A 26,577-nucleotide genomic window follows, 5' to 3' on the forward strand; every position below is an offset into this window, starting at 1 on the left:
GACAGCCCCGGGCCGGGAAGACACGGGGGGTACCTGTTCAAGGCTACTTGCCCGGGCGCCCGCTCTCGCAAAGAGTGGTAAATGCGCGACGAATCGTGCTGAGTTGACTACTCTCGGTTACATGTCAGAGGTGAGGTCGGTCGTCGCTCGCGACGACTTGTTGAGTCAGCGGATCAGGGAGCAGTGGAGCGGCCAGCTCGGCCGGCGGCTCGACATCCTGATCGCCGGGTGCGGATGGCCCGAGCCGCTCGACCTGGCGCAGACGGAGTCCAGGGTCATCGGGATCGACGAGGACCTGCCCGTGCTGCGCACGAGCACGTCCGCCCGCAAGGACCTGGACTCCTGGGCGCTGGGCGACCTGCGCTCGGTGCCGGTGCCCCCGCGGGCGTTCGACATCGTCTACGTGTCGTTCCTGCTGGAGCGGATCGAGCACTCCGAGCTGGTGCTCGACCGGCTGCTGACCGGCCTGCGCCCCGGCGGGCTGCTGCTGGTCAGGATGCGCGACCGGGCCTCGGCGTACGGGGCGTGCGACCGGCTGGCGCCGGCGAGGCTGCGGCGGGCGGTGTGGCGCAGGTTCGCCCCCGCGGGGACCGTGGGCCCGCTGCCCGCCGTCTACGAGCAGATCGCCTCGCGCGAGGGGATGCACTCCTTCTGCCTGGTGCGCGGGCTGATGGTGACCGAGGACGTCTCCGCCAGCAGCGGGTCCGCGCTCCGCGGACCTCTCGGTAAGCTTGCCCGCGCCGCCTGCTCGGTGGTGGAGGCCCTCTCCAGGGGAAGCCGGCCCGCGTCTCACGACGAGATAACCATGGTGATCCGCAAGCCCCAGAGCCATTTCGCCCGGTTGATCTGAGATCCACCGGCCGGGGCACCCGGGATTCACCGGACCGGTGGATCCCAGGCTCGCCGGACAGGGGCCCATCGTGAGCGGGTGAGACAGGAACGTCCGACGATCACGATGGTGGAGCAGATGACGGCGCCTTTCGAGTGGACCCCCGACGCCCGTGAGCTGGCCGACCTTGAGCTGCTGCTCTCCGGCGCCTTCAGACCGCTGACGGGCTTCCTGAGCTCGGCGGACGCGCACACCGTGGACGAGCGCGGCACGCTCGCCGACGGCACGCCGTGGCCCGCGCCGGTCACCCTCACCCTGCCGGACGACCACCCGGCCGCCCCCGGCGACCGGATCACCCTGCGCGACCCCGAGGGCGCGGCGCTGGCCGTGCTGACCGTCACCGGGCGCGAGAACGGCTTCGTCGCCGGTCCCGTCGAGCCCCTGGACGCCCCCGAGCACGGGCCGTTCGCCCGGCTGCGCCGTACCCCGGCACTGGTCCGCGAGGAGCTGGGCGGGCGGGAGTCGGTCCTGGCCGTCACCATGCGCGGGCCGCTGGGCGACCTCGGCGAGATCGTGGCGACCGCGCAGGAGCTGGAGGCGTCGATCCTGCTGCTTCCCCTGGCGTACGGCGAGGGCGGCCCCGCGGTGGTCCGCGCCGCGCTCAAGGCCCGCGACGGGCTGCCCGAGGACACGCTCGTGGCTGTGGTGCCGCTGGCGCCCAGGGATCCCGCCGTCGACCTGGAGCTGCGCGAGCGCGTGGCCGAGGCCTACGGCGCGACCGAGCACCTGGCGGGCCCCGAGCCCGTGACGCTCCCCGGTCCCCCGCACCGGCGGGGGCTGGTGGTCTTCCTCACCGGCCTGTCCGGCTCCGGCAAGTCGACCGTGGCCCGGGGGCTGCGCGACGCGCTGCTGGAGCGCGGCAGCCGCACGGTGACCTACCTCGACGGCGACGTGGTCCGCCACCTGCTGTCGGCGGGGCTGACCTTCTCCAAGGAGGACCGCGACCTCAACATCCGCCGCATCGGCTTCGTCGCCGCCGAGGCCGCCAGGCACGGCGGGCTGGCGATCTGCGCGCCCATCGCGCCCTACGCCGCCACCCGCGAGGAGGTACGGCAGATGGTCGAGGCCGTCGGCGCCGACTTCCTGCTGGTCCACGTGTCCACCCCCCTGGAGGAGTGCGAGCGCCGCGACCGCAAGGGCCTCTACGCCAAGGCCCGCGCGGGGCTCGTCCCCGGGTTCACCGGAATCTCCGACCCGTACGAGGAGCCGGACGACGCCGACCTGGAGATCGACACCACCGGCATCAGCGTGGACCGGGCGGTGCACCAGGTGCTCGACCCGCTGATCCAGGGGGGCTGGATCCGCTGATCCGGGCGATCCGGGCGATCCGGGTCTGACGGGCCGGACCGGCCTGGATTCGACGGTCCGGGGCCGAGGACCCGGGCCCGGCGGTCCGGATCCGCGCCCGCGATGAGGTTCCATGGTCGCGGTCGCGGTCTCGCGGTCGTGGCCGGTGTGGTGCGGGGGGGTCAGCCGGCGGGGACGGCGGCGTTGAGGCGCGCGTCGCGGGCGAGCTCGCCGAAGGCCCTCCGGCCGCCGGGCGTGGTGTCGAACCGGGTGTCGCCCCGGGGGGCGCGTGGCGAGTCGAAGTAGACCATGGCCTTGATCTGCGGATATTCGCCGATCTCCCGGCGTACCGAGGCGAAGAACGACTCCTTGAACCCGGGCCTGTCGTGCCGCTCGAAGACGCCCCACTCGGCGAGCATGACGGGTTTGTCGGGGAAGCGGTCCCGCATCCACCGGTAGAACCCGGACCACCGGGGGAACTCGGGGCGGGTCTTGTTGACCAGATCGTCGAAGCTGTGGACCCTGTGGTCGACGTAGGGGTCCATCGCCACCCAGTCGACCACGTCGTCACCGGGATAGAGCTTCTCGAACCAGGGCTCGGACGCCCAGTTGGGCGCGCCCATGTAGGTCATCACCGTGACCGCGTTGGTCACGCCCCCGTGCCGCAGGCGCGTCACCACGTGCCTGAACATGGCGGCGTAGTCGGCCGCGGTCATCCCCTTGCCCCGGGCCTCCCGCACGTCGTTCTCCGGCTCGTGGTGGACGGTGAGGAAGAACCTCTCGGGGAAGGTGCTCACGATGTGGGCGGCCAGCCGGTCGATCCGCGCGTCCAGCGCCCCGTGCGCGATCTGCTCCCAGGTGTGGTCGAGGGACGGCTTCCAGTTGACCAGCAGGAGCCTGCGGCCGTCCGGGTCGCGGACGATGGCTCGCTCCGCGGGGGTCGGGAAGAGCTCGTCGCCCCGGTGGTAGACGTGCATGATGTCGGCCGGCCTGCCCATGCGCCTCTCCGCCCTCTCCAGGGCCCGCCCGGGAGGCCTGCCCGTGAAGATCTCCGGCGCGATGCCCCACCAGGCTCCGCAGGAGGGGACGAGCTTGGCGCCGACCTCGCAGGCCGCCCGGGACGGCCCCGCGGACGGGTCCGGCGCGCCCGTGCCCCCCGGCGCCTCCGGGGTCCTCCCCGCACCCGCGGCGCTCGGGGTCCGGCCGCCCCCGCTCAGCCCCACGACCCCCAGCGCGAGGGTGCCCAGCCCTATCACCAGGACAAGGCCGGAACCGGCGATTCTGACCCCACGCGGAATTACCTCTATAGCGTCATTTTTCCGATGCACCGATTCCTCACAACTGTCGCGCGTACGCATTCGCGGACGGTCCTCGACCGTCACGGGGGAACACCTTCCCATCGCCCGGACGTGCCTCGTCCCGGACTTTGCCGGTCCGTGCCGTAGCCCCGGAGCGAGCGACAGGAAATATCGGATAAACAGCTGTTATATCCCCGTGATTGATGGGAGCAGCGCAAAGAAAATCTTGTGTATTGGTTCGGGGAAACGAGAACCCGACCTATAGTTCCTAGGGTTCCCAGCGTCTGTTCGCCGGAGAGGCACCCGCGACACATGAGCCCGTCACCGGACGCTCCCGTCCGCCGCGAAGGCGGTGACCTGGCGGACTACGCGTCGCTCCTCCGCCGCCGGTGGCCGATCGTCCTCTCCCTCTTCCTCGCCGGAACCGGTTGCGGCCTCACCCTGCTGTGGCTCACCCCGGCCTCCTACACAGCCTCCGGGCAGGTCCTGGTGACCGCGACCGGCTCGCAGGAGCAGACCAACCAGGTCACCGGCCGCCAGCGCGAACCGCTCAACCTCGACACCGAGGCCCAGGTGGCCCGCTCGGCGGTGGTCGCGGCGAAGGCCCGCCGGCTGTTCGGGGGCCTTCCCTGCGCCGCGGAGGTCTCGGTGCCGCCCAACACCTCGGTCCTGGAGATCTCCTGCGCCGCGGCCGACCCGAAGGCCGCGGCCTCGGGCGCGAGCGCCTACGCCCTCGCCTACCTGGCCCAGCGCCGCGAGTCCGCCACCCAGCTGCTCACCGCCCAGCTCAAGGTCGTGCTGCTCAAATTGAGACAGGCCAACGCGAGTCTCACCAAGGTCGCCACCGAGCTTCCCGGCCTCGGCAGGGGGACCACCGAGCGGGCCCTCGCCCTCCAGCGGCAGAACGTCCTCGCCCGTCAGGTCCACAGCCTCACCGCCAGGTACGACGCCATCAAGACCGTCGCCGTCACCCCCGGCTCCGTGATCAGCCAGGCGGTGGCACCGGCCGGGCCCGCCACCCCCCGCCCGCCCCTCTACCTGGGCAGCGGCCTCATGGCGGGGCTGCTCTGCGGGGTCGGGGCCGCCTGGCTTCGCGACCGCCTCGACACCGCCCTGCGGACCGCCGCCGACGTCACGCGCCTGACCGGCCTCGACACCGTCAACGGTGCCGTCGGCAGTGTCGTCAGCCGTGCCGTCGACAGCGGGAAGCCGCCCGACCTGGCGGGCGCGGTGCTCGTGGTCGCCGTCCCCGGCACCTCCTCACGCGAGGTGAGGGAAGCCGTACGGGCCCTGAACGAACGGGGGGTTCCCGTGGTCGGCGCGTTCGTCGTCGGCGAGGAGGCCCCCTCGCCGCCGACTTCCTTCTCCGTTCCCCCCGCGCAAACTCCCCCCGCGCAGGCACCGCGGATTCCCCACGTTCCGCAGGCTCCGCACGCTTCCCATGTCCCACAGGTCTCCCCCGGCACGCAGGCTCCGCGTGTCCCGCCCGTGCCGCGGTCCGGCGGGGCGCGAGACCGCGAGAGCCTCCAGGGGAGAGCCGGGCGGCCGCTCGCCGGCCTGGCGAGCGGGGCGGGCGGATCGACAGGAGCGTCGGAGGTGTCGCAGGCGTCGGAGGCGCTGCTCGCGCCCGGCGCGTACGGGAACGTTCCACCCGCCGGGCAGGCGGCGGCCGGGCGGAGGGGGCGCAGGTCGTGAGGGGTCCGCGTCCGGCCGTCTGGCCGATCGCCGCGCTCCTGGTGGGATACCCGGTCTGGTGGGCGCTCGGTTTCGGGGGCCTGTCGGTGATCGTGGTGGCCCCGGCGATGGCGCTGGTCCTGTGGCGGAGACGGCCGATCAGGGCGCCGCGCGGCTTCGGGCTCTGGCTGCTGCTCATCGCGGGTTACCTGATCAGCGCGCTCATGCTCGGCGAGATGCCGCCCGGCACCTACGGCGAGTTCGGCGCCGGACGGCTGATCGGCTACCTGATGCGCCTGTGCCTCTACGTGGCACTTTTGATCATGGTGCTCTATCTGGGCAACCTGACGCGGGAGGAGCTGCCGCAGCTCACCCTGGTGCGGATGCTCGGCGTGCTGTTCCTCACGACCGTCGTGGGCGGCCTGCTGGGCGTGTTCGCCCCGCGTGCCGAGTTCACCTCGCCGGTCGAGATGGTCCTCCCCGGCTGGATCAGCGGCAACCCGTTCGTCCACAACCTGATCCACCCCACCGCCGCCCAGGTGCAGAGGGTCCTCGGCCACGCCTCGCCGCGCCCCGAGGCGCCGTTCGAGTGGGCGAACGCCTGGGGCGGCAACCTCTCGGTGCTGCTCATCTGGTTCGTGGTCGGCTGGTGGGTGTACGGCGGGCCGCGCAGGCGCCTCGCGGTGATCCCGCTGGTCGCGCTGGCCGCGATCCCCGTCGTCTACTCGCTCAACCGCGGCCTGTGGATCGGGCTCGGTGTCGCCGCCGCGTACGTCCTGCTGCGCCTGGGCACGCGGGCCCGCGTCGCGACCTGCGCGGCCCTGACCGCGGGGGCGCTGGTGTTCGCACTCAGCCCGCTGCAGGCGATGGTGGCCCAGCGGCTCGACAGCCCGCACAGCAACGACATCCGCGCCTTCACCGTCTCGGCGACCCTCGCCGCCGCGGGCACCGCGCCGCTCGTCGGGTACGGCAACACCCGCAACGCCACGGGCAACCACCGGACGATCACCACCGGCAAGAGCGGGTGGTGCCCCACCTGCGGCCACCCGCCGCTGGGCGGTGACGGCCAGCTCTGGCACCTGATGATCACGCAGGGTTTCACGGGGGCCGCCCTCTACGTGGCGTTCTTCGCGGGGGCCGTCCGCCGCCACTGGCGTGACCGGAGCCCGATCGGCCTGGCCGGGGTCCTCGTGATGATCCTCACCCTCCTCTACATGTTCGTCTACGACGGGCTGGTCACCCCGCTCAGCCTGTACCTCGTCTCGTTCGCGCTGCTCTGGAGGAACTCGGTCAACGACCCCCCCCCGAAGGAGAGGGCTTGAGGTGCGGCAACGCGCTTCGAAGTCCCGCGTTGACCAGCCCGAGCCGATCACCTAGGAGGTGTGTTCGATTGACCACGTTTCACGTAGGCCGGCAGACCCACCAGCGGATGCCTCCTCAGCCCGCTGCTCCGGAATCCACGTCGGCGGACACGCCCGAGGGTGGGCACGAAACGGGACGCGGACACCGCTTCGGCGCGGTAACCGGCACGGAACACGGGCGAGGGGAGATCGGATCAGACGGCATCCGCCTGCTCCGGCGTCACCCCGACGGCGCCGCGGCGCGGCCCCCTGCCACGTTTCCTCCCCCGCCGGAAGGCGTGGGTATCCACGCTGGAGGAATGTGATGAACGACGCCCGCGCCCGCCTGCGCTACCTGGACCAGACCCTCGACCTGCTGTTCCCCGGCCCCGGCGACCCGAGCCCGTACACCCTGCTCCCGCACCGCCTGCTCCCCCGCAGGCTGGTCCCCCGCGCGTGGTGGCATCCCGGCGGGAGGGTCACCGTGCCGTCGGGCAGGGACGGCATCGAGAGCCACCTGAGCGAGGTGTTCGGCACTCCCGTCCGCGTCACGCTGCGCGTGCGGCCCGCTCGGCGGGCCAACCGCAAGCCGATCCTGGAGGCGCGCGCCGCCGACGGGCCGATCGCCTTCGTGAAGATCGGCGACACCGACCTGACCCGGGAGCTCGTCGCCCACGAGGCACGCACGCTCGACCTGCTCGCCGGTGTGCCGCTGAAGACCGTCGTCCCGCCCGCCGTGCTGCACCACGGGTCCTGGCGCGGCCTGTCCGTGCTGGCGCTGACCCCGCTCCCGGTACGGCGGGGACGGATACCCGCCGACGTCCTCACCGACGCGATCGCCGAGATCGCCCGCGTTCCCGGGGGCCCCGTCCAGGAACGCGCTCCACTCGGCGACGCGGCCCGGGGAAACCCGGCTCCGGGAGATCCGCCTCCCGAAGCCGCCGCTCGCACCGGACAGGCCCTTGGAAACCCGGCTCCGGCGGACCCGCTTCCCGGAGACGCGGCCCGGGGCCTCGGAGAATCACTCCCCGGGCAGGGGTTCTCCTGGCACGGCGACCTGACGCCGTGGAACATCTCGCGCGGCCCCGACGGGCGGTTGCTGGTCTGGGACTGGGAGCGGTTCGGCACCGGGGTCCCGCTGGGCTTCGACGCCGTCCACCACTTCTTCCAGCGGGCCCTGCGCCGTGACGATCCGGCCGCCGCGGCCAGGGCCTGCGTGGCGCGGTCCCTGCGGATCCTCGCCCCGTTCGGGCTGTCGGCCGCCGAGGCCCGGCTGACCGCGCTCCACTACCTGATCGCCCTCGCCGACCGCCACGCGGCCGACGGCCACGCGCCCCTCGGCCCGCCGGAGCTCTGGCTCACCCCCCTCGCCGACTCCCAGGAGACCTTGCTGTGAATCCCGCGCTGAAGCGTTCGGTCCACGCGGTGTCGGGGGCGATGGGCCGCCTCACCTCGGGAAGCCGGGTGCTGCCCTCCTTCCTCATCGTCGGGGCGCAGCGCTGCGGCACCACCTCCCTGTACCGCGTCCTGTCCCAGCACCCGCTCGTCATGAAACCCGTCCTGCGCAAGGGCGTGCACTACTTCGACACGGCGTACGACCGGGGCCTGTCCTGGTACCGGTCGCACTTCCCGCTGCGGATGTCGGCCTCCCGGCCGGCCCGCGGGTACGGCATCCGCCCCCAGGCGTTCGAGTCGTCGCCCTACTACCTGTTCCACCCGCTGGCCGGTCCCAGGATCGCCCGCGACCTGCCGGGCGCCAAGCTGATCGTGCTGGTCCGCGACCCCGTCGAGCGGGCCTTCTCCGCGCACGCCCACGAGCTGGCCAGGGGCTTCGAGACGGAGCGGTCCTTCGCCAGGGCCGTACGCCTGGAGGAGGAGCGGCTGGCCGGGGCCGAGGAGGCCCTGATCGCCTCGCCGTACTCGACGAACCAGGCCCACCGCCACCACGCCTACCTCGCCAGGGGCCGTTACGCCGAGCAGCTCGCCCGCCTCGAACCACTGGTAGGCCGCGACCGGCTGCTCGTCCTCGACAGCGGCCGGTTCTTCGCCGAGCCCGATCTCGTCTACGACCGCGTGCTGGCGTTCCTCGGGCTGCCGCACCTGGGCGACCCGGTGTTCGAGCGGCACAACACCCGGGCCAGGCCGGGGCCCATGTCCCGCAAGCTCCGCCGCGAGCTGACGGCCCACTTCGCGGAGCAGGACACCCTGCTGACCTCGTGGCTGGGCGCGGAGCCGTCGTGGCGTCGCTGACCCCCGCCCCCCGCCCGGCGGGCCTGACCGGGGTCGCGCGGGGCGGGGTCGCGGGGCTGGCGGGCGCGGGAGCGGGAGCCGCCGCGCAGTTCCTGACGGTCGTGGTGGTCACCAGGGGGATGGGGCAGGAGACGGCCGGTCTCTTCTTCTCGGGGACCGCCCTGTGCCTCGCGGTCGCCACGGTCCTGCGGCTGGACGCCGGGAACGGGCTGGTCTACTTCATCGCCAGGTCCCGCTCCCCCGACCACCACCGCACCTCGGGCACCTCCGGCTACGTCCGCGCCGCGCTCGTCCCGGTCGCCGCGCTCTCGCTGGCGACGGGTGCGGCGGTCATCCTCACCACCTCCGACCTGGTGTTGCGGGTGCTGGCGGTGGCCCTGCCCGCGGTGGCGTGCTCGGGCGTCGTGGTGAGCGCGACGCGCGGGTTCGGCTCGATGCGGCCGACCGTGCTGCTGGACGGGGTGCTGCAGCCGGTGGCCCAGTTGCTCCTGGTCGGGGCGGTGGTGCTCGCGGGCCGCGACTCCGTGCCGCTGCTCGCCGGGGCGTGGGCGCTGCCGTACCTGCCGGTGCTGCTGCTGGCCTCGGTCTGGTTGCGCCGGCGGCTGCCCCGGTCCCCGTGCCCGCCGGGCACCGCGCGCGACCTGTGGCGCCACACCTGGCCCCGGTCGCTCGCGTCCGGGATCCAGGCGGTGTTCCAGCGGCTGGACGTCGTGATCGTGGCGCTGCTGGCCGGGCCGGCCGAGGCGGCCGTCTACACCGCCGCTACCCGCTTCAAGATCGTGGGCCAGCTGGCCGGTCAGGGGCTGGCGCAGGCCACGCAGCCGGGGCTGGTGCGGGCCCTGGCCGAGGGCGACCTGCCGCGCGCCCGGGAGCTGTACCAATCGGCCACCCTCTGGCTGGTCCTGCTGACCTGGCCGATCTGGCTGGGGTACGCCGCGCTCGCGCCCTGGCTGCTCGGCGCCGTCTTCGGGGACGGCTACAGCGGCGGCGCGCCGGTGGCGTTCGTGCTGGCCGCGACGATGATGCTCGCCACGGCGTGCGGGATGGCCGACGTGGTGCTCACCTCCGCCGGGCACACCGGCTCCAGCCTGGTCAACCTGGTCGCCGCCGTCGCGACGGCGGTCACGCTGGACCTGATGCTGATCCCCTCGGCGGGCTCGCTCGGGGCCGCCCTCGGCTGGGCGGGCGGCACGGTGGTCAAGAACCTGCTGCCGCTCTGGCGCATCCACCGCCTGTACGGCCTGCGCCCCTTCGGCACGCACAGCCTGGCCGCCCTCACTCCCCGGCGAGCACCGTGACGCCCGTGCTGGTCACCGGGCTGCCCAGGACCGGGACGAGCTGGACGGGCAGGATGCTCGCGGCAAGCGGCGAGCTGGTCTACGTCAACGAGCCGCTCAACCCCGAACACCCGCCGGGCCGCTCCCCGGGCGTCCTCGACGCCGTGGTCGGCCACCGCTTCCAGTACATCTGCCCCGACAACGAGCGGGCCTGGCTGCCCGCCTTCACCCGTACGGTCGCGCTGCGCTACGGGTTCCTGGCGGAGCTGCGCCGCAACCGGTCGCCGTACGACCTGGCGCGGATGGTCCGGTACGGCACCGCGTTCACGCTGGGGCGGCTGGGCGGGCGCCGGGCGCTGCTGGACGACCCGTTCGCGCTGTTCTCCGCCGGATGGTTCGCCGACCGTCTGGGCTGCCGGGTGATCGTCCTGTCACGCGACCCGGTGGCGTTCGTCGGCAGCTGGCAGCGGCTCGGCTGGACGGTCTACTTCCACGAGCTGCTCGAACAACCGCTGCTGGTGCGGGACCAGCCCCACCTGGAGGCGTTGCGCCCGCTGATCGGCTCACAGGACCGCGTCGCCAAGGCCGTGGCCCTGTGGCGGGCGGCCGGGATCACCGCCGCCGGCCTGGCCGACCGGCACCCGGAGATCATGCTGGCCCGCTACGAGGACCTGGCCCGCGACCCCCTGACGGGCTTCCGCCGCCTGTACGAGTGGGCCGGCCTGACCTGGTCGGCCCGCGCCGAGGAACGCGTCCGCCGCGCGTGCACGGCCACCCCGGGCACAGCCACCCCTGGCACCGGCCCCGGGGGCTTCGCCTGGAGCGGCCTGTCCCGCACGGCCTACCGGCCGATGGACTCGCGCCGCGCGCTCGCCGAGGCCGGTGCCCGGCTGAGCCCCGAGGAGGCCCGCCGGGTCAGGGAGCTGGCCTCCGCGAAACGCTGACGGCCGATCGCGACGACGATCGGGAACCGCTGCGAAGACCGGCGCTTCGCGGCCTCAGGAGAGGCCTCAGGAGAAGAGGCCGCGTACGAGGGAGACCGTGAGGAGCCGGAGCGCGTACGGCAGGTCGTCGACCAGATAGCGGCGGGCGAGCCTGCCCGGCTCCCGCGTCAGCCGGAAGACCCACTCCAGGCCGCCGCGGCGCATCCACCCCGGCGCCCGCCGGACGGTGCCCGCGGCGAAGGCGATCGCCGAACCGCAGCCGACGAACCAGGTGCCCGGCAGGTCCCGGCGGAGTGAGGCGATGAGCCGCTCCTGCCGGGGGAAGCCGAGCCCGACGAAGACCAGCCGGGGAGCGGCGGCGATCACGGCGTCGCGCACCCGGGCGTAACTCCCGGGATCGTCCTCGAATCCGTACGGCGGGGTGCCGACCCCGGCGATCGTCAGCTTCGGATGGCGGCTCACCAGCTCGCGGGCCGCCCGCGCGGCCGTGCCCCGGGGACCGCCCAGCAGGTATACGGGGTGGCGGTAGAAGGCTGCGGCCTCCGACAGAGACCAGATCAGGTCGGCGCCGGTGACCCTGCCCGGGAGGGGGGTGCCGAGCAGCCTCGCCGCCCACACCAGCGGCATGCCGTCCGCCACCGCGAGGTCGGCGCGCTCGACGAACCGGCGGGCGCGGGGGTCCCGGGCGACGGCCCTGCTGATGTCGACGTTCGGGGTGACGAGGTGGCCGCCCTCGCCGCGTTTCAGGGCGGCGACCACGTGGTCGACGACCTCGCTCTCGGTCATCGGGTCGATCGCGACCCCCGCCACGTGCACGCGCCTGCGCAGACGCCTGCGGGTGGCCTTGTCGGGCCGGGGCCTCCGGCGGGGGACGCCCGAGGTCGTCCCCCGCCTGGCGACCGGCGTCCCGGCCCGCCCTGCGACGGCGGGCAGGCCGGGCACCGGGTCGTGACCGGTGGTCGCGGACCGGTGGTCGGTGAGAGGCGGGGCCGGCGTCGCGAGGTCACGGACGGCCGGGGCCACGGCGTCACGGCCAGCCCGCGCCATGACATCACGGACGGCCGGGGCCACGGCATCGCGGACGGCCGGGGCCACGGGCCGCGTCGGCACGGACGACATGACCGGCGAATCGCGGCGCGTGACCACCGGCGGAGGCTCGGCGGCCCGCCCCGGTGCGAGCGGAACGACCGGCGGACCGCGGCGAACGGTCGAGCGCGGCCGCTCGACGGCCTGCCCCGCCGCGGACGGGGCGAGCAGCAGGCCGCAGGCGAGCACCGGACCGTGGCGGGGGAACACCGGCGGGCGCTTGACGGCCTGTCCCGTCAGGAGCGAGGCGACCGGCGGGCCGTGGAGCGCGAGCGCCGCCGGGCGCTCGGCGGCCTGGCCGGTCGCGGACGGCACGATCCAGGCACCGTGGCGGAGGGTCACCCGGGGCTGCTCGGTGATGGGCGCCATCAGATGCCGTGCCCTCGGTGGTTCAGGACGCTGAGCATGGTCCTCGCGGAGACCAGGCCCGCCGCCACCGCGAGCGCGATGGGCGCGCGGGGCTCGCCGTGGCGGGCGGTGAACGCCCGCCAGGCCCAGCGGCCCGCCTCCCGCCGCTGGCCGAGGGCCGCGTGGTGGAAGGCGAGCTGGCCGTAGACCCGCGCCGCGCCGCGCGGATCCACGGCCAGATCAGGGTGCCGGGCGAGCATCCACTGCAGCCCGGCGATCCGGTCGGCCCAACGGGCCACGTACGAGGAGCCGCCCCAGCGCACCCGGACCAGGGGCCGGTCGACGTGCACGATGGGGTGCTGGGCAGCGGCGCGCAGCGCCAGGTCCCAGTCCTCGTTCTGGCCCTTGGGGGCGCTCTCGTCCGCCCAGAGCCCGCCGCGCCGGAACAGGAAGGTCGAGGAGTGCACCATCACCATCCGCGAACGCACCAGGTGGCGGTAGGTGACGCGGCTGGTCCCGGCCAGCCGGGGGATGCGGCGCGATCCGTACTCGACCTCGATGGCGCAGCTGCAGAAGCGCGCGTCCGGCTCCGCCTCCAGAGCGGCGACCTGGGCCCTGACCTTGCCGGGCAGCCACTGGTCGTCGTCGTCGCAGAAGGCGACCATGTCGGTGCCGAGCGCCGCGATGCCGGTGTTGCGGGCACCGGGCAGGCCCGGGGTGAGCCGGTTGGCCATCACCCGCACGCCGCGTGCGGGTGCCTCCCGCAGGCCGGGCGCGAGTGCCCGGCTGGCCAGGAGGTCGGCCACCTGGTCGGCGACCCAGGCCGGATCACCTCCGTCCACGACGACGACGACCTCGACGGGGCCGAGGTGGTCCTGGCCGAGCACGGCGAGTGTGGCCGCGCGCAGCTGGTCAGGCCGGTGTCCCCGGGTGGGGATGACGACACCCACCGATGCGTTCACGCGAGTCTCCTGTGATAGCCGTATCTGATCATGAGGGGCCAGGTCAGCGCGGTGACCAGGCGCGACTGCCGGGACGACGCGACGGCGCGCCAGCTGTCGTCCCTGGTCAGCTCCGTGCGGCCGATCGTGAATCGCACGGGGTTGCCCGAGGCCGTGTGCGCCGTCGAGAGCTCCGCCCAGCCGCCCGAGAGGAAGTCGAGGCGGCACGGGAGGCCGATCCTGGCGACCACGCGCCTGAGCGTGTCGGCGGGGGCGCCGAGCAGGTCCTCGTAGCGGATCCGGGTGACCGGGACGCCCCTGCGGGCGAGGAGTTCGAGGCTGAGGTTCTCGCTCAGCCAGTGCAGCGAGGTGCGGGAGGGCGACCAGTGGGTCATCGGGCTCCCGTCCTCGGGACGCGCGACCCTCCTGCGCCAGGAGTGCGCGACCGCGCGGGGGTCGCGGACCACGTGGACGACCTGGACGTCGACCCCGGCCGCCGCGAGGCAGAAGGCGAGCGAGGCGTGCTTGCTGGAGTCGATCACGACAGGGCAGTCGGCGACCTCGCCCGCCGCGTTGTACAGGTCGCGGTGGACCGCAGCGTACTCGTCCAGCTCGGCGGTGCCGGGCGTCGGCCACCTGCCGGTGCCCGCCTGCTCCTCGGCCAGCAGCCTGGCAAGGGTCGGGATGCGCCGGGTGCGGTCGACACGGGACCTGAGCGCGATCATCCGGTGGGCCAGCCCCTCGGACCAGCCGCCGAACGCGCGCTCGCCGACCTTCTCCCAGAAGGGGCACGACCCGAAGGGCTCGCCGCAGCCGCAGGACTCGTCCGCGAGCGCGCTCCTGGCCCACAGGTGGACGACCTCGCCGAGCGGCGCGATGCCGGGGACCTCCCCCAGCAGGCGCTCCAGCAGCGTGGTCCCGCTGCGGCCGAGGCCGCCCAGAAATACCACCCGAGCAGGTGACGGACTATCAGACACAGGCACGAATCCTTACCCGACGGATACGGAACGTGCCGAGGCTAGCGCGGAGCGTAACGGAGGAGTCAGAGAACGGACAAAGGATCTACCCAGCGGGTGTAACGCCGCCCGTCTCCTGAACAGAGCCGCCCGTCTCCCGAGCGGAGAGGCGCCGGAAACGGCGAACCGCCCACGGCCTCGCGGCCCCCCACCTCACGTACGGGGAGGAGGGCCACGACGGTCGCGGGCGGTCGGGCGGGGTGTGCCTAGCGGGCGTCGACGATCATCCCGGCGCCGACGGTGTTGTTGGTGGACTCGTCCACGAGGATGAACCCGCCGGTGAGGCGGTTGCGGGCGTAGTCGTCCACGAACAGCGGCTGGGTGACGCGGAGCGAGACCCGCCCGATCTCGTTGAGGCTAAGCGACTGGGCCGTCTCGTCCCGGTGCAGGGTGTTGACGTCCAGCCGGTAGTGCAGGTCCTTGACGAGGGCGCGGGCCGTGCGGGTGGTGTGCTTGATGGTCAGCTTGGTGCGCGGGGCCAGCTTGGCGGTGTCGGCCATCCAGCAGACCATCGCCTCCAGCTCCTGGGAGACCTGCGGCTGGTTGTTCGGGCGGCAGATCATGTCGCCGCGCGAGATGTCGATGTCGTCCTCCAGACGAAGGGTGACCGACATCGGCGGGAACGCCTCGTCGACCGGCCCGTTGAAGGTGTCGATCGACGCGATGCGGGTGGCCAGGCCGGAGGGGAGGTGCATGACCTCGTCGCCCGGCTTCAGCACCCCTCCGGCGACCTGGCCCGCGTAGCCGCGGTAGTCGTGCAGGGAGGGGTCGGTGGCCCGCTGCGGGCGGATGACGTACTGCACGGGGAAGCGCACGTCGACCAGGTTGCGGTCGGAGGCGATGTGCACGTGCTCCAGGTGGTGGAGCAGGGAGGACCCGTTGTACCAGGGCGTGTTCTCCGAGCGGGACACCACGTTGTCGCCGTGCAGCGCCGACATCGGGATGAACGTGAGGTCCGGCGCGTTCAGCTTGGAGGCGAACGCGGTGAACTCCTCGCGGATCTCCTCGAACCGCTCCTGGGAGTAGTCGACCAGGTCCATCTTGTTGACGGCGAGCACCAGGTGCGGCACTCGCAGCAGCGTGGTGAGGAACGCGTGCCGCCGCGACTGCTCAAGCACGCCCTTGCGGGCGTCGATCAGGACGATCGCCAGGTCCGCGGTGGAGGCGCCGGTGACCATGTTCCGGGTGTACTGGATGTGGCCGGGGGTGTCGGCGATGATGAACTTGCGCTTGGGAGTGGCGAAGTAGCGGTAGGCCACGTCGATCGTGATGCCCTGCTCCCGCTCGGCCCGCAGGCCGTCGGTGAGGAGCGACAGGTCGGTGTACTCGGTGCCGCGGTCGCGGGAGGTGCGCTCGACGGCCTCCAGCTGGTCCTCGAAGATCGCCTTGGAGTCGAAGAGCAGCCGCCCGATGAGCGTCGACTTTCCGTCGTCGACACTTCCCGCCGTGGCGAAGCGAAGGATGTCCATCAGCGCTGCTCTCCAGAGGTCGTACGGCGTGCGCGGCGGGACCGCGCGGGAAGGGGCCCGCGGGGGGCCGGGGGGCACGGGAAGCCGGGGAGAAGGACGCTCACTAGAAGTATCCCTCCCGCTTGCGGTCCTCCATGGAGGCCTCGGAGGCGCGGTCGTCGGCGCGGGTGGCGCCGCGCTCGGTGATCCGGGTCACCGCGATCTCCTCGATGATCGCCTCGACCGTCGCGGCACTCGACTGGACGGCGCCGGTGCAGGTCACGTCGCCGACCGTCCGGTAGCGGACCGTCATGTCCAGCAGCGACTCGTCGTCGTCGCGGGTGATGAACTCGCTGTCGGCGAGCAGCATGCCGTCGCGCTCGAACACCTTGCGGGTGTGGGCGAAGTAGATCGACGGGATCTCGATCTCCTCGCGCCGGATGTAGTCCCAGATGTCGAGCTCGGTCCAGTTGGACAGCGGGAACACCCGGATGTGCTCGCCCTTGCGGATCCTGGCGTTGTAGAGGTTCCACAGCTCGGGGCGCTGGTTCTTCGGGTCCCACTGGCCGAAGTCGTCGCGGAAGGAGAACACGCGCTCCTTGGCGCGGGCCTTCTCCTCGTCGCGGCGGGCGCCGCCGAAGACCGCGTCGTACTCGTTCTCCTCGATCGCGTCCAGCAGCGTCGTGGTCTGCAGCCGGTTGCGCGAGGCCCTGCGTCCGGTCTCCTCGGTGACGCGCCCGGCGTCGATGGAGTCCTGGACGCTCGCGACGACCAGGCGGGCGCCCAGCTCCGCGGCGCGGCGGTCGCGGAACTCGATCACCTCGGTGAAGTTGTGCCCGGTGTCGACGTGCATCAGGGGGAAGGGAATCGGCGCCGGCCAGAAGGCCTTCTCCGCGATGCGGAGCATGACGATGGAGTCCTTGCCCCCGGAGAAGAGCAGACATGGGCGCTCGAACTCGGCCGCGACCTCGCGCATGATGTGAACAGCCTCTGCCTCGAGGACGTCGAGCTGCGACGTGGTGTAGTCGCGCTGAAGCATCAGACTCTCCTAGCGGGGATTAGCGGTGCAGATCCCGGATTCCAGCGAGCAACGTTGGCGCCAGTCCCGGTAGGGATACAAGAATATCCGGCAGTGAGGGGTCGGCCTGGTTGTAGACCAGCGGCGAGCCGTCGATGCGGCTCGCGTGGACCCCGGAGGCGAGGGCGACCGCGACGGGCGCGGCGGAGTCCCATTCGTACTGGCCCCCGGCGTGCACGTACGCCTCGACCTGGCCGGTGAGCACGGCGGAGATCTTGGCGCCCGCCGAGCCGATCGGCACCAGGTCGGCGCCGGCGAGGCGGGCGAGGTTCTGGACGAACTCCGGCGGGCGGGTCCTGCTGACCGCGATCCGCGGCCTGGCGCCCGCCTCGGGGGCGGGCGGCACGGGAGGTTCGAGGGTGGAGAGCGTACGGCCCTGGGCGGGCAGCGCGACGGCTCCGGCCGTCAGCGTGCCGTGCTCCCAGAGCGCCACGTGGACCGCCCAGTCGGAGCGGCCCTCCTCGGCGAACTCGCGGGTGCCGTCGAGCGGGTCGACGATCCAGACCCGCTCGGCGCGCAGCCTGCGCGGGTCGAGGCGCTCCTCGCTGGTCGCCTCCTCGGACAGCACACTGTCACCCGGACGCAACCGTGACAGGGCCTCCATCAGGAACACGTGGGAGGCGGCGTCGCCCTCCTCGCGAAGCTCGGACGGGTCGCCGAAGCCCCGCTCCGCCCGCAGGGCCGCCAGCTTCTCGCCGGCCGTCGTAGCCAGCTCCGCGGCGAGTGTGTGATCGTCGCGAACGGTCATCAGTATGCTCCAGCTCCTCGCGCGACAGCCGACCAAGTCTTCCACAGGATCTGCAGGTCCAGCATGAGGGACCAGCTCTCCACGTAACGCAGGTCCAACCGTACGGATTCCTCCCAAGAGAGGTCTGAACGACCACTTACCTGCCAGAGGCCGGTCATGCCTGGTTTGACGAGTAATCGGCGGCGGACGTCGTCACCGTACCTGGCGACCTCCTCCGGCAGCGGCGGCCGGGGACCGACCAGGGACATGTGCCCCAGGACCACGTTGATCAGCTGGGGCAGCTCGTCCAGCGAGTGGCGGCGCAGCCGGGCGCCCAGCGGGGTCACCCTCGGATCGTCGCGGATCTTGAAGAGCACGCCGGGCCCGTCACTGGACAGGGCGATCTTCCGGCGCTCGGCGTCGACGCGCATCGTCCGGAACTTGTAGATCGTGAACTCGGCGCCGTCGCGGCCCACCCTCGTCTGCCGGAAGAACGCGGGACCCGGCCCCGAGGCGCGTACGGCCACCGCCACCCCCGCCAGCAGCGGCAGCAGTGCCGCGAGCAGCAGCCCGGCGCCCGCCCGGTCGAACAGGTTCTTGAGCACCTGGCGCAGGCCGGAGATCTCGGGGTGGTCCACGTGCAGCAGCGGCAGCCCGGCCGCCGGGCGGATGGTGGTCCGCGGCCCGGCCACCTCCATCAGCGCGGGGGCCACGATCAGGTCCGTGTCGGTCTTCTCCAGCTGCCAGGCCAGCCGCCGCAACGCCACCCCGTCCATCTCCGGGCAGGCGAGCACGGCCACGGTGTCGGCCGAGACCTGCCCGACCGCGAGCGCGACGTCGGAGAGGTCGCCCAGCACCGGCACGCCCGCCACGTCGCCCGTCCCCTCGCCCGTCCTGTCGTGCGGGGCACACGCCGCGACGACCTCCATGCCGTGGTAACGCTCCCGGCGGAACCCGCCGACCAGCTCGGCGATCGCCGCCCGGTGGCCCACGGCCACCACCCGCCGCATGCACCCGCCCCGCGCCCGCCTGCGGTGCAGGGAACGGCGCAGGGCGTAGCGCGCGAGGAGGGTGAGCAGCGTCGTCAGCGGGAGCGCCAGCACCACGTAGCCCCGGGCGACCTCGATCTTGGTGAGGTAGGCGCAGACGGCGAGGGCGGCGGTGAGCATGAAGCCGCACTGCAGGATCCGCTGGAACTCCTCCGAGCCCAGGCCGATCAGCCGGGGCTCGTAGGCCCGGTTCAGCGCGACCACGCAGACCCAGACGACGGGCAGGGCCGCGCTCAGCACGACGTACGGGAAGACGTAGGCGGTAACCTCGCCGAATCGAACGAACAGCGCGAGGGCACCGGCCAGGGCGGCGCAGGCGGTGTCGGCGGCGACGGCCGCCGCGCGGTGCTCCCGCACCCAGCCCGGCACGCGCCGGCGCGCGGCCGGAACGGCTCCTGTTTCCCGTGTCTCCTGCGTGGCCTGGACTGCGGTCACGTCGCGCACGCGCTCCCCCTGCGTAACCGTTCACGGACAGACAGTTATGGAATGGTAGCGGCGGCAGGAGAGGCCCGAAGGTTGAAGACCGAAACGTACATCTCTGTGGATGTAGAGGCTGATGGCCCTATTCCGGGGCCGTATTCGATGGTCAGCTTTGGTATGACGGTGGCCGGGCGGATGACCGGAAAGGTCTTCGAACCGGTGGATCCGCAGACGCGCACGCACTACGTGGAGCTGCGGCCGATCAGCGACGACCACGTTCCCGAGGCGCTCGCCGTGAGCGGGCTGGACCGGGAGACGCTGCTCCGCGAGGGCCGCGACCCGGCCGAGGCGATGCGGGAGGCCGCCGCGTGGATCCGCGAGGTGTGCGGGAACAGCTCACCGGTGCTGGCGGCCTACCCGCTCTCCTACGACTGGATGTGGATCTACTGGTACTTCATGCGCTTCACCGGCGTCTCGCCGTTCGGGCACTCGCGCTGCGTCGACCTCAAGACGCTGTACGCGGCCAAGGCGGGCGTGCCGATCGGCTGGGCGACCAAGCGGCAGATGCCCGAGCACCTGCGGTCCCCGCGGCCGCACACCCACAACGCGCTGGACGACGCGATCGAGCAGGCCGAGCTGCTGCAGAACCTGATGGCCTTCGACCCGCCCCGCCCCTGAACGAGCCGGGCGGGCGAGGGGCCGGTTACCTGGGCGGGCCCGAGACGTTCAGGTCGCCGGTGTGGAAGGCGTTCTGGGTCGGCTCCAGGCCGGCCCTGATCAGCGACTCCACCACGTCGGAGGCGCGGTCGACCAGGAACGCGAGGTCCTTGCGCTCGGCGGTGGCGAAGTCGCGCAGGACGTAGGCGGCGGCGTCCATCCGGCCGGGCGGGCGGCCGATGCCGAACCGCACCCGCAGGTAGTCCTTGGTCGCCAGCGACTTGGTGATCGACTTCAGCCCGTTGTGGCCGTTGTCGCCGCCCCCGAGCTTCGCCCTCAGCGCGCCGTACGGGATGTCCAGCTCGTCGTGGACCACGACCACGCGGGCCGGGTCGACCTTGTAGAAGTCGGCCAGGGCCTTGACCGGCCCGCCTGAGAGGTTCATGAAGGAGAGCGGCTTGGCCAGCACGGCGGGGACGCCCGCGAGGCGGCCCTCCAGCACCTCCGCCCGCGACCTGTGCGCCTTGAACCGTCCCCCGGCCCGCGCGGCGAGCTCGTCCAGGACCATGAACCCCGCGTTGTGCCGGTTCCCGGCGTACTCCGGCCCGGGGTTTCCCAGGCCCACGACCAACCAGCGGTCCACGATCGGCATCCCTTCACACGCGCGTCAGGGCGGCCCGGTCCCGGGCCGCCCTGACAGATCTAGCAGAGAAAACTACTCGGCGGCGCTCTCGGAGCTCTCGTCCTCGGCGGCCGGGGCGGCCTCGGCCGTCTCGGCGGCCTCGCCCTCCGGCTCGGCGACCGGGGTCGGGGCGACGATCAGGACCAGCGCCTCGGGGTCGGCGGCGAGCGTCGTGCCCTTGGGCAGCTTCAGGTCGGCGGCGGTGATCTGGGTGCCGACCTCCAGGCCCTCGACGTCGACCTCGACGCCCTCGGGGATGTGGGTGGCCTCGGTCTCGACGGAGACGGAGACGAGCTGCTGGTCGAGGATGCCGTCGGCGACCTCGCCCACCACGGTGACGGGGATGTCGACGGTGACCTTCTCGCCGCGGCGGACGAGGATGAGGTCGACGTGCTCCAGGAAGCCCCTGATCGGGTCACGCTGGACACCCTTGGGCAGGGCCAGCTCGGCCACCGCGCCCTCAAGGCGGATCAGCACGTTCGGCGTACGCAGGGCGAGCAGCAGGTCGTGACCCGGAAGGGACAGGTGCTGGGGGTCGGTGCCGTGCCCGTAGAGGACGACGGGGACCTTGTTCTCGCGACGGATCTTGCGGGCGGCGCCCTTGCCGAACTTGTCACGGAGCTCGGTGGTGATGACCACTTCGGACATGGCTGATCTCCTAGGGATCTTGGGAATCGGAAAGGTGCGCTCCCCCTCACCCGCCCTAGCGGAAGGCGTTACGAACGCACGCAATCCCACAACCCTACCGTGTCAACGGTGACGTCGACGCGCCGCGACTCCGGCCGGCCCCGCTCAGGGGTCCTGTCCGTCCTCCGGAAAGCACGATCGGTCGTGTGGAGAGGCGCACCCCCTGCGCACCCCCTGCGGAACACCCGTGGAAACGCCTGTGGAAACGCCTGTGGAAAAGGCGCGCCCCCGGTGACGCGTCGGTGACGGGTCGCCGGGGGCGGGGCGGGACGTCAGCTGTCGCCCTCGAAGAGGCTGGTCACCGAGCCGTCGCTGAAGACCTCGTTGATCGCGCGGGCGATCAGGGGGGCGATCGACAGCACGGTGAGCTTGTCGAACCGCTTCTCCTCGGGGAGCGGCACCGTGTTGGTGACGATGACCTCGGAGATCCTGGAGTTCTTCAGCCGGTCGACCGCGGGGTCGGAGAACACCGCGTGGGTGGCGGCGACGACCACGTTGGTGGCGCCCTGCTCGTACAGCGCGTCGGCCGCCTTGCAGATCGTCCCCGCGGTGTCGATCATGTCGTCGATCAGCACGCAGGTCCGGCCCCTGACCCGGCCGACGACCTCGCTCACCTTCACCTGGTTGGCCACGTCGAGGTCGCGGCGCTTGTGGATGAACGCGAGCGGGGTGCCCAGCGTGTCGGCCCAGCGCTCGGAGAGCCGCACCCGGCCGGTGTCGGGCGAGACGACCGTGGTCGTGGCCAGGTCGAGCTTGTCCTTGAGGTAGTTGACCAGGACGGGCATGGCGAACAGGTGGTCCACCGGGCCGTCGAAGAAGCCCTGGATCTGGGAGGTGTGCAGGTCGATCGACATCAGCCGGTCGGCCCCGGCCGTCTTGAACATGTCGGCCATCAGGCGGGCGGTGATGGGCTCGCGGCCCCGGCCCTTCTTGTCCTGGCGGGCGTAGCCGTAGAACGGCATGATCACGGTGATCCGCTTGGCGGAGGCGCGCTTGAGGGCGTCCACCATGATCAGCTGTTCCATGATCCACTGGTTGATCGGCCAGGTGTGGCTCTGCATGACGAACGCGTCGCAGCCGCGGACCGACTCCTGGTAGCGGGCGTAGATCTCCCCGTTGGCGAAGTCGCGCAGCGTGGTCGGCGCCGCGTCGACCCCGAGGTGGCTCGCCACCTCGTCCGCCAGCTCCGGGTGCGCGCGCCCGGAGAAGAACATCAGGTTCTTCTCACCGGTCTTCTTGATGCCGCTCACGCCGTCCTCCTCGCCTGACAGCACACCGATGTCCGCGCGACGCTGCCGTGCCCGCCGGGCCGCTCGCTTCGCTCACTCACGTCTGGCTCCCCTGCTGTTTCCCGGCCTCGGCGGCCCGTAGCGCCGCCGCGGCCGATCTGGTGCCCGCGCGCCTGCGCACGACCCACCCTTCGATGTTGCGCTGCCGCGCGCGGGCCACCCCGATGGCCCCGGGGGGGACATCCGCGTCGATGACCGAGCCCGCGGCCGTGTACGCGCCGTCGCCGACGGTGACCGGCGCGACGAGCATGGTGTCGCACCCGACGAAGGCGCCCTCGCCCACCGTCGTGTGGTGCTTGTCGACCCCGTCGTAGTTGACGAAGATCGCCGAAGCGCCGATGTTGGCGCCCGCGCCGATCGTGGCGTCGCCCACGTAGCTCAGGTGGGGCACCTTCGCCCCCTCTCCGACCTGCGCGTTCTTCATCTCGACGTACGTCCCCGCCTTGGCCTTGCGCGCCAGGACCGTGCCGGGGCGCAGGTAGGCGTACGGTCCGACGAGGGCCTCGGGGCCGATCACGGCGTCGACGCAGACGGCGTTGCGCACCAGCGCCCCCTCGCCGACGATCGTGTCGGTCAGGGTGCTGGCGGGGCCGATCTCGGCGCCCTCGGCGACCGTCGTGCAGCCGTGCAGCTGGGTGCCCGGGTGGATCACCACGTCCGCTTCGAGGATGACGTCGACGTCGACCCACGTGGCGGCCGGGTCGATCACGGTCACCCCGGCCCGCATGTGGGCCTCCAGCAGGCGGGCGTTGAGCACCCTGCGGGCGAAGGCCAGCTGCACGCGGTCGTTGACGCCCTCCACCTCCACGTAGTCGGCCGCGATGTGCGCGCCGACCCGGTGGCCGTCCTCGCGCAGGATCGCGAGGACGTCGGTGAGGTACTCCTCGCCCTGGGCGTTGGAGGCGGACACCCGCTTGACCGCGTCGGCGAGCAGGAGGCCGTCGAAGGCGTAGACGCCGGAGTTCATCTCCTTGATCGCCCGCTGCGCGGGGTCGGCGTCCTTCTCCTCGACGATCTCCAGGACCGCGCCCGAGTCGTCGCGGACGATCCGGCCGTATCCGTGCGGATCGGGGACCTCCGCCGTCAGCACGGTGACGGCGTTGCCGTCCTCACCGTGCCGTCCGAGCAGGGCGGCGAGGGTCTCGGTGCGCAGCAGCGGCGTGTCGCCGTAGGTCACCAGGACGGTGCCGCCGATGGTGCCGGACGCCTCAAGGGCGGTCCTGACGGCGTGGCCGGTGCCCTTCTGCTCGGACTGGACGACGGTCTGCGCGTCGGGGTCGGTCCCGGCCAGGTGCGCCTGGACGCGCTCCCGCTCGTGGCCGATGACGACAATGAGCCGCTCGGGGTCGAGACCCCTGGCGGCGACGAGCATGTGGTCGACCAGGGTTCGGCCGCACAGCTCATGAAGGATCTTCGGTGTTCTCGACTTCATCCGGGTGCCCTCGCCTGCGGCGAGGACGATGACGGCTGCCGGGCGCGGCACACTCACGGACGAGGCTCCCTCGGCGTCGCGGCTGAGACATGACGAAGCGCGATGACGGATGGCCACCCCCAGGGGGCGGCATCGTCACCTGCTCGACAACGTGAGGATACCTTCCCCCTCGGGAACGGCCTCAGCCGACCGGCCGAGTGAATAAAACAGACACACAGGGATGGCTCCGGCACCAGGACTCGAACCTGGACAACAAGGACCAAAACCTTGCGGGCTGCCAATTACCCAATGCCGGATCGGCCAGGCGATCGGGACGGTACCCGCGCGCCCGGCACCCCTACGATACAGAGCCCGCGCCGCCGAACGCGCCTCGATTAGCACCTCGATCGGGGACCCTCTACGGCGGTCCTTCCCGGCGCCCGCGCACCCGCGACACACGCCCGCGCGAACGGGCGCGCGCGAGGCCGTCGTTTAGCAGGTCAGCCGGGGGTAGAACAAGTGATGGACCCGCTACGGCGTCAATCCCGAAGAGTCATGTTCCAGACATTCGGTTCTTAGGTGTTCCTAACTTACGATGGCGTAGGTTACGGTGGCGTAGCCGCACATGAGTCCTTGGCCCATTCCGAGCCACCGCGAGGTACCGCATGACCCTCATCGAGGAACGCCCTGCTCAGGGCCCAAAACCCGACTTCGACCCCGAGCGGAAGACCCTGCCCGAGATCATCACCTTCGGGGTGGTGGTCGGCGCACCGCTGATCGCCCTGGTGGCGGCCGTGCCGTTCGCCTGGGGCTGGGGACTCGGCTGGTCCGACATCCTCATCGCGGGCGTCTTCTACGTGGTCACCGGGCTGGGCGTCACCGTCGGCCTGCACCGCCACTTCACCCACGGCTCGTTCAAGGCCAAGCGCCCGCTGAAGATCGCGCTGGGCATCGCGGGCAGCCTCTCCATGGAGATGTCGGTGCTCGACTGGGTCGCCACCCACCGCAAGCACCACAAGTTCTCCGACAAGGAGGGCGACCCGCACTCGCCGTGGCGCTTCGGCACGGGCTTCGTGGCGGTGTCCAAGGGCCTGCTCTGGGCGCACATGGGCTGGCTGTTCGAGGCCGACCGGGCCAACCGGGAGAAGTACGCGCCCGACCTGGTCAAGGACCCGGACATCATCAAACTGCACAAGCTCTTCCCGGTGCTGGCGATCACCACGATGGTCGCCCCCGCCCTGCTGGGCGGCCTGCTGACCTGGTCGTGGTGGGGCATGGCGACCGGCTTCTTCTGGGGCACGCTGGTCCGGATCGGCCTGCTGCACCACGTGACCTGGTCGATCAACTCCATCTGCCACGTCTTCGGCGAGGAGGCCTTCGAGTCGCGCGACAAGTCGCGCAACGTGTGGTGGCTGGCCATCCCCTCCTTCGGCGAGTCCTGGCACAACCTGCACCACTCCGACCCCACCTGCGCCCGGCACGGCGCGCTGAAGGGGCAGATCGACCTCAGCGCGGGTGTCATCCGCCTGTTCGAGAGGGCCGGATGGGCGTACGACGTCCGCTGGCCGACGCCCGAGCGCCTCGCCGCCAAGCGCATCGCCGCCTGACCCGGGGTTCGGGTGCCGTCCGACAGCGTGGGGACGCCATTATGAGAACCGTGAGCGAACCCCGACGGCGCATGTCAGGTAAGGAACGCCGGGAACAGCTGATCCAGATCAGCAGGACCCTCTTCGCGGAGAAAGGGTTCGACGGCACCTCGGTGGAGGAGATCGCGGCGACCGCCAACGTCTCCAAACCGGTGGTCTACGAGCACTTCGGCGGCAAGGAGGGCGTCTACGCGGTCGTCATCGACCGGGAGATGCAGAAGCTGCTGGGCCTGGTGACCGAGGCGCTCTCCGCCTCGCACTCGCTGATCAAACTGGAGCGGGCGGCCCTGGCCCTGCTGGCCTACGTGGAGGAGAACAGCGAGGGTTTCCGCATCCTCGTCCGCGACTCGCACGCCGCCTCGGGGACCGGCACGTTCGCCAGCCTGATCAACGACATCGCGAGCCAGGTCGAGGACGTCATGGTCGACGAGTTCGTCGAGCGCGGCTACGACCCCAAGCTGGCTCCCATGTACGCCCAGATGCTGGTCGGCATGGTGGCGCTGACCGGCCAGTGGTGGCTGGACGTGCGCAGGCCGCCGCGCGAGGAGGTCGCCGCCCACCTGGTCAACCTCGCCTGGAACGGCCTGACCGGCCTGGACCCCAACCCCCGGCTCACCGCCGCCTCGCGCGGCCTGGAGCACCGGCTGGCCCACCCGCCGCAGCGCCCGGCGGAGACGGCGCCCCGCGCCTCGGAGGCAGAAGCGGAGGCGGAGGGAGAGTTACCCGCCGCGGAGGCGGGATCACCCCCGCCTCCGCGTCCCGAATTACCGCCGCCCCCGACCGAAAAGGAGATCCGGGAGCTGGAGAAGGCGCGCGAGCGGGAGCTGAGGAACCAGGAGAAGCTGCGCGAGCGCGAGCTCAAGGAGCGGGAGAAGCTGCGGCAGCGTGAGGAGCGCGAGGCCGAGAAGCTGGCCAGGGAGCTGGAGAAGACGCGGCTCCGCGAGCAGCGGGAGCTCGACAAGGCGCGCGAGCGGGAGTATCGGGAGCAGCAGCGGCTGCTGAGGGAGCAGGAGAAGGCGCGTCTCAAGGAGGCCAAGGCCGCCGAGCGCGAGGCCCTCAAGCACGCGAAACTCGTCGACGAGGAGCAGGAAAAGCTTGAACCAAGTGGATAAGCAACAGCGCTCGTTGAGACT

General features: G+C 72.1%; 23 protein-coding genes and 1 tRNA gene. 11 read left to right on the forward strand and 13 right to left on the reverse strand.

Annotation, left to right across the window (positions count from 1 at the left end; translation table 11 throughout):
* The first annotated feature begins 121 nt into the window (after nucleotides 1-121).
* Complete coding sequence (locus ACSC1Q_RS28290) at nucleotides 122-850, forward strand: class I SAM-dependent methyltransferase (RefSeq protein ID WP_436761718.1); 729 nt, start codon at nucleotides 122-124, stop codon at nucleotides 848-850.
* A 117-nt stretch (nucleotides 851-967) separates the two neighbouring features.
* Nucleotides 968-2,197: an adenylyl-sulfate kinase gene (gene cysC, locus ACSC1Q_RS28295; RefSeq protein WP_436761794.1), complete on the forward strand. Its 1,230-nt coding sequence runs from the start codon at nucleotides 968-970 to the stop codon at nucleotides 2,195-2,197.
* A 161-nt stretch (nucleotides 2,198-2,358) separates the two neighbouring features.
* Here cysC and ACSC1Q_RS28300 read toward each other — a convergent pair whose 3' ends face one another.
* Nucleotides 2,359-3,432, reverse strand: coding sequence for a glycoside hydrolase family 26 protein (locus tag ACSC1Q_RS28300; protein ID WP_436761719.1), 1,074 nt, complete (start codon nucleotides 3,430-3,432; stop codon nucleotides 2,359-2,361).
* A gap of 354 nt (nucleotides 3,433-3,786) precedes the next feature.
* On the opposite strand from ACSC1Q_RS28300, the gene ACSC1Q_RS28305 reads away from it, so the two are divergent.
* The 6 genes from ACSC1Q_RS28305 (at nucleotide 3,787) to ACSC1Q_RS28330 (ending at nucleotide 10,959) form a co-directional block, all read left to right on the forward strand.
* Nucleotides 3,787-5,169 carry a YveK family protein gene (locus ACSC1Q_RS28305; protein WP_436761720.1) on the forward strand — a complete coding sequence of 461 codons (1,383 nt, stop codon included), beginning with the start codon at nucleotides 3,787-3,789 and terminating at the stop codon, nucleotides 5,167-5,169.
* Nucleotides 5,166-6,470, forward strand: a complete 1,305-nt coding sequence (locus tag ACSC1Q_RS28310) for a hypothetical protein (protein WP_436761721.1) — start codon at nucleotides 5,166-5,168, stop codon at nucleotides 6,468-6,470. Before ACSC1Q_RS28305 ends, ACSC1Q_RS28310 begins: the two co-directional genes overlap by 4 nt.
* Nucleotides 6,471-6,813: 343 nt before the next feature.
* The gene (locus tag ACSC1Q_RS28315; RefSeq protein WP_436761722.1) at nucleotides 6,814-7,884 is read left to right on the forward strand and encodes an aminoglycoside phosphotransferase family protein; all 1,071 of its coding nucleotides are present in this window, start codon (nucleotides 6,814-6,816) and stop codon (nucleotides 7,882-7,884) included.
* Nucleotides 7,881-8,738, forward strand: a complete 858-nt coding sequence (locus ACSC1Q_RS28320) for a sulfotransferase family protein (RefSeq protein WP_436761723.1) — start codon at nucleotides 7,881-7,883, stop codon at nucleotides 8,736-8,738. The genes ACSC1Q_RS28315 and ACSC1Q_RS28320 overlap by 4 nt, the downstream gene beginning before the upstream one ends.
* Nucleotides 8,726-10,036: a lipopolysaccharide biosynthesis protein gene (locus ACSC1Q_RS28325; protein WP_436761724.1), complete on the forward strand. Its 1,311-nt coding sequence runs from the start codon at nucleotides 8,726-8,728 to the stop codon at nucleotides 10,034-10,036. The genes ACSC1Q_RS28320 and ACSC1Q_RS28325 overlap by 13 nt, the downstream gene beginning before the upstream one ends.
* Nucleotides 10,037-10,041: 5 nt before the next feature.
* On the forward strand, nucleotides 10,042-10,959 hold the full coding sequence (locus tag ACSC1Q_RS28330) for a sulfotransferase (RefSeq protein ID WP_436761725.1): 918 nt from the start codon (nucleotides 10,042-10,044) through the stop codon (nucleotides 10,957-10,959).
* Between the two features lie 66 nt (nucleotides 10,960-11,025).
* On the opposite strand, the gene ACSC1Q_RS28335 is transcribed toward ACSC1Q_RS28330, so the two are convergent.
* From ACSC1Q_RS28335 to ACSC1Q_RS28365, 7 genes are all read right to left on the reverse strand, one after another.
* Entirely contained in the window at nucleotides 11,026-12,414 is a 1,389-nt protein-coding gene (locus ACSC1Q_RS28335) for a WecB/TagA/CpsF family glycosyltransferase (protein ID WP_436761726.1), read from the reverse strand.
* Complete coding sequence (locus ACSC1Q_RS28340) at nucleotides 12,414-13,355, reverse strand: glycosyltransferase family 2 protein (protein WP_436761727.1); 942 nt, start codon at nucleotides 13,353-13,355, stop codon at nucleotides 12,414-12,416. The genes ACSC1Q_RS28335 and ACSC1Q_RS28340 overlap by 1 nt, the downstream gene beginning before the upstream one ends.
* Nucleotides 13,352-14,284 carry a sulfotransferase gene (locus tag ACSC1Q_RS28345; protein ID WP_436761728.1) on the reverse strand — a complete coding sequence of 311 codons (933 nt, stop codon included), beginning with the start codon at nucleotides 14,282-14,284 and terminating at the stop codon, nucleotides 13,352-13,354. Before ACSC1Q_RS28345 ends, ACSC1Q_RS28340 begins: the two co-directional genes overlap by 4 nt.
* A gap of 272 nt (nucleotides 14,285-14,556) precedes the next feature.
* Nucleotides 14,557-15,819 (reverse strand): sulfate adenylyltransferase subunit CysN, encoded by a 1,263-nt coding sequence (cysN, locus tag ACSC1Q_RS28350; RefSeq protein WP_436761729.1) that lies wholly within the window; start codon nucleotides 15,817-15,819, stop codon nucleotides 14,557-14,559.
* A gap of 103 nt (nucleotides 15,820-15,922) precedes the next feature.
* Nucleotides 15,923-16,837, reverse strand: coding sequence for a sulfate adenylyltransferase subunit CysD (gene cysD, locus ACSC1Q_RS28355; protein WP_350969986.1), 915 nt, complete (start codon nucleotides 16,835-16,837; stop codon nucleotides 15,923-15,925).
* Between the two features lie 19 nt (nucleotides 16,838-16,856).
* The gene (locus ACSC1Q_RS28360) at nucleotides 16,857-17,624 is read right to left on the reverse strand and encodes a 3'(2'),5'-bisphosphate nucleotidase CysQ (RefSeq protein WP_436761730.1); all 768 of its coding nucleotides are present in this window, start codon (nucleotides 17,622-17,624) and stop codon (nucleotides 16,857-16,859) included.
* Nucleotides 17,624-19,087 carry a sugar transferase gene (locus ACSC1Q_RS28365; protein WP_436761731.1) on the reverse strand — a complete coding sequence of 488 codons (1,464 nt, stop codon included), beginning with the start codon at nucleotides 19,085-19,087 and terminating at the stop codon, nucleotides 17,624-17,626. The genes ACSC1Q_RS28360 and ACSC1Q_RS28365 overlap by 1 nt, the downstream gene beginning before the upstream one ends.
* Nucleotides 19,088-19,267: 180 nt before the next feature.
* On the opposite strand from ACSC1Q_RS28365, the gene ACSC1Q_RS28370 reads away from it, so the two are divergent.
* Nucleotides 19,268-19,750, forward strand: a complete 483-nt coding sequence (locus ACSC1Q_RS28370) for a 3'-5' exonuclease family protein (protein WP_436761732.1) — start codon at nucleotides 19,268-19,270, stop codon at nucleotides 19,748-19,750.
* Between the two features lie 25 nt (nucleotides 19,751-19,775).
* Here ACSC1Q_RS28370 and pth read toward each other — a convergent pair whose 3' ends face one another.
* From pth to ACSC1Q_RS28395, 5 genes are all read right to left on the reverse strand, one after another.
* Nucleotides 19,776-20,381 (reverse strand): aminoacyl-tRNA hydrolase, encoded by a 606-nt coding sequence (pth, locus tag ACSC1Q_RS28375; RefSeq protein WP_436761733.1) that lies wholly within the window; start codon nucleotides 20,379-20,381, stop codon nucleotides 19,776-19,778.
* 63 nt (nucleotides 20,382-20,444) lie between these two features.
* On the reverse strand, nucleotides 20,445-21,059 hold the full coding sequence (locus ACSC1Q_RS28380) for a 50S ribosomal protein L25/general stress protein Ctc (RefSeq protein ID WP_436761734.1): 615 nt from the start codon (nucleotides 21,057-21,059) through the stop codon (nucleotides 20,445-20,447).
* A 311-nt stretch (nucleotides 21,060-21,370) separates the two neighbouring features.
* Nucleotides 21,371-22,348 carry a ribose-phosphate diphosphokinase gene (locus ACSC1Q_RS28385; RefSeq protein ID WP_436761735.1) on the reverse strand — a complete coding sequence of 326 codons (978 nt, stop codon included), beginning with the start codon at nucleotides 22,346-22,348 and terminating at the stop codon, nucleotides 21,371-21,373.
* Nucleotides 22,349-22,424: 76 nt separating this feature from the next.
* Nucleotides 22,425-23,876, reverse strand: coding sequence for a bifunctional UDP-N-acetylglucosamine diphosphorylase/glucosamine-1-phosphate N-acetyltransferase GlmU (gene glmU / locus ACSC1Q_RS28390; protein WP_436761736.1), 1,452 nt, complete (start codon nucleotides 23,874-23,876; stop codon nucleotides 22,425-22,427).
* A 164-nt stretch (nucleotides 23,877-24,040) separates the two neighbouring features.
* Nucleotides 24,041-24,115 (reverse strand) — tRNA-Gln (locus ACSC1Q_RS28395).
* Between the two features lie 348 nt (nucleotides 24,116-24,463).
* Here ACSC1Q_RS28395 and ACSC1Q_RS28400 point away from each other — a divergent pair.
* Nucleotides 24,464-25,405 (forward strand): acyl-CoA desaturase, encoded by a 942-nt coding sequence (locus tag ACSC1Q_RS28400; protein WP_436761737.1) that lies wholly within the window; start codon nucleotides 24,464-24,466, stop codon nucleotides 25,403-25,405.
* A 41-nt stretch (nucleotides 25,406-25,446) separates the two neighbouring features.
* The gene (locus ACSC1Q_RS28405; protein ID WP_436761738.1) at nucleotides 25,447-26,556 is read left to right on the forward strand and encodes a TetR/AcrR family transcriptional regulator; all 1,110 of its coding nucleotides are present in this window, start codon (nucleotides 25,447-25,449) and stop codon (nucleotides 26,554-26,556) included.
* Nucleotides 26,557-26,577: the final 21 nt, after the last annotated feature.

It is taken from the genome of Streptosporangium heterodermiicola (genome assembly GCF_051390675.1).
Classification (GTDB): Bacteria; Actinomycetota; Actinomycetes; order Streptosporangiales; family Streptosporangiaceae; genus Streptosporangium.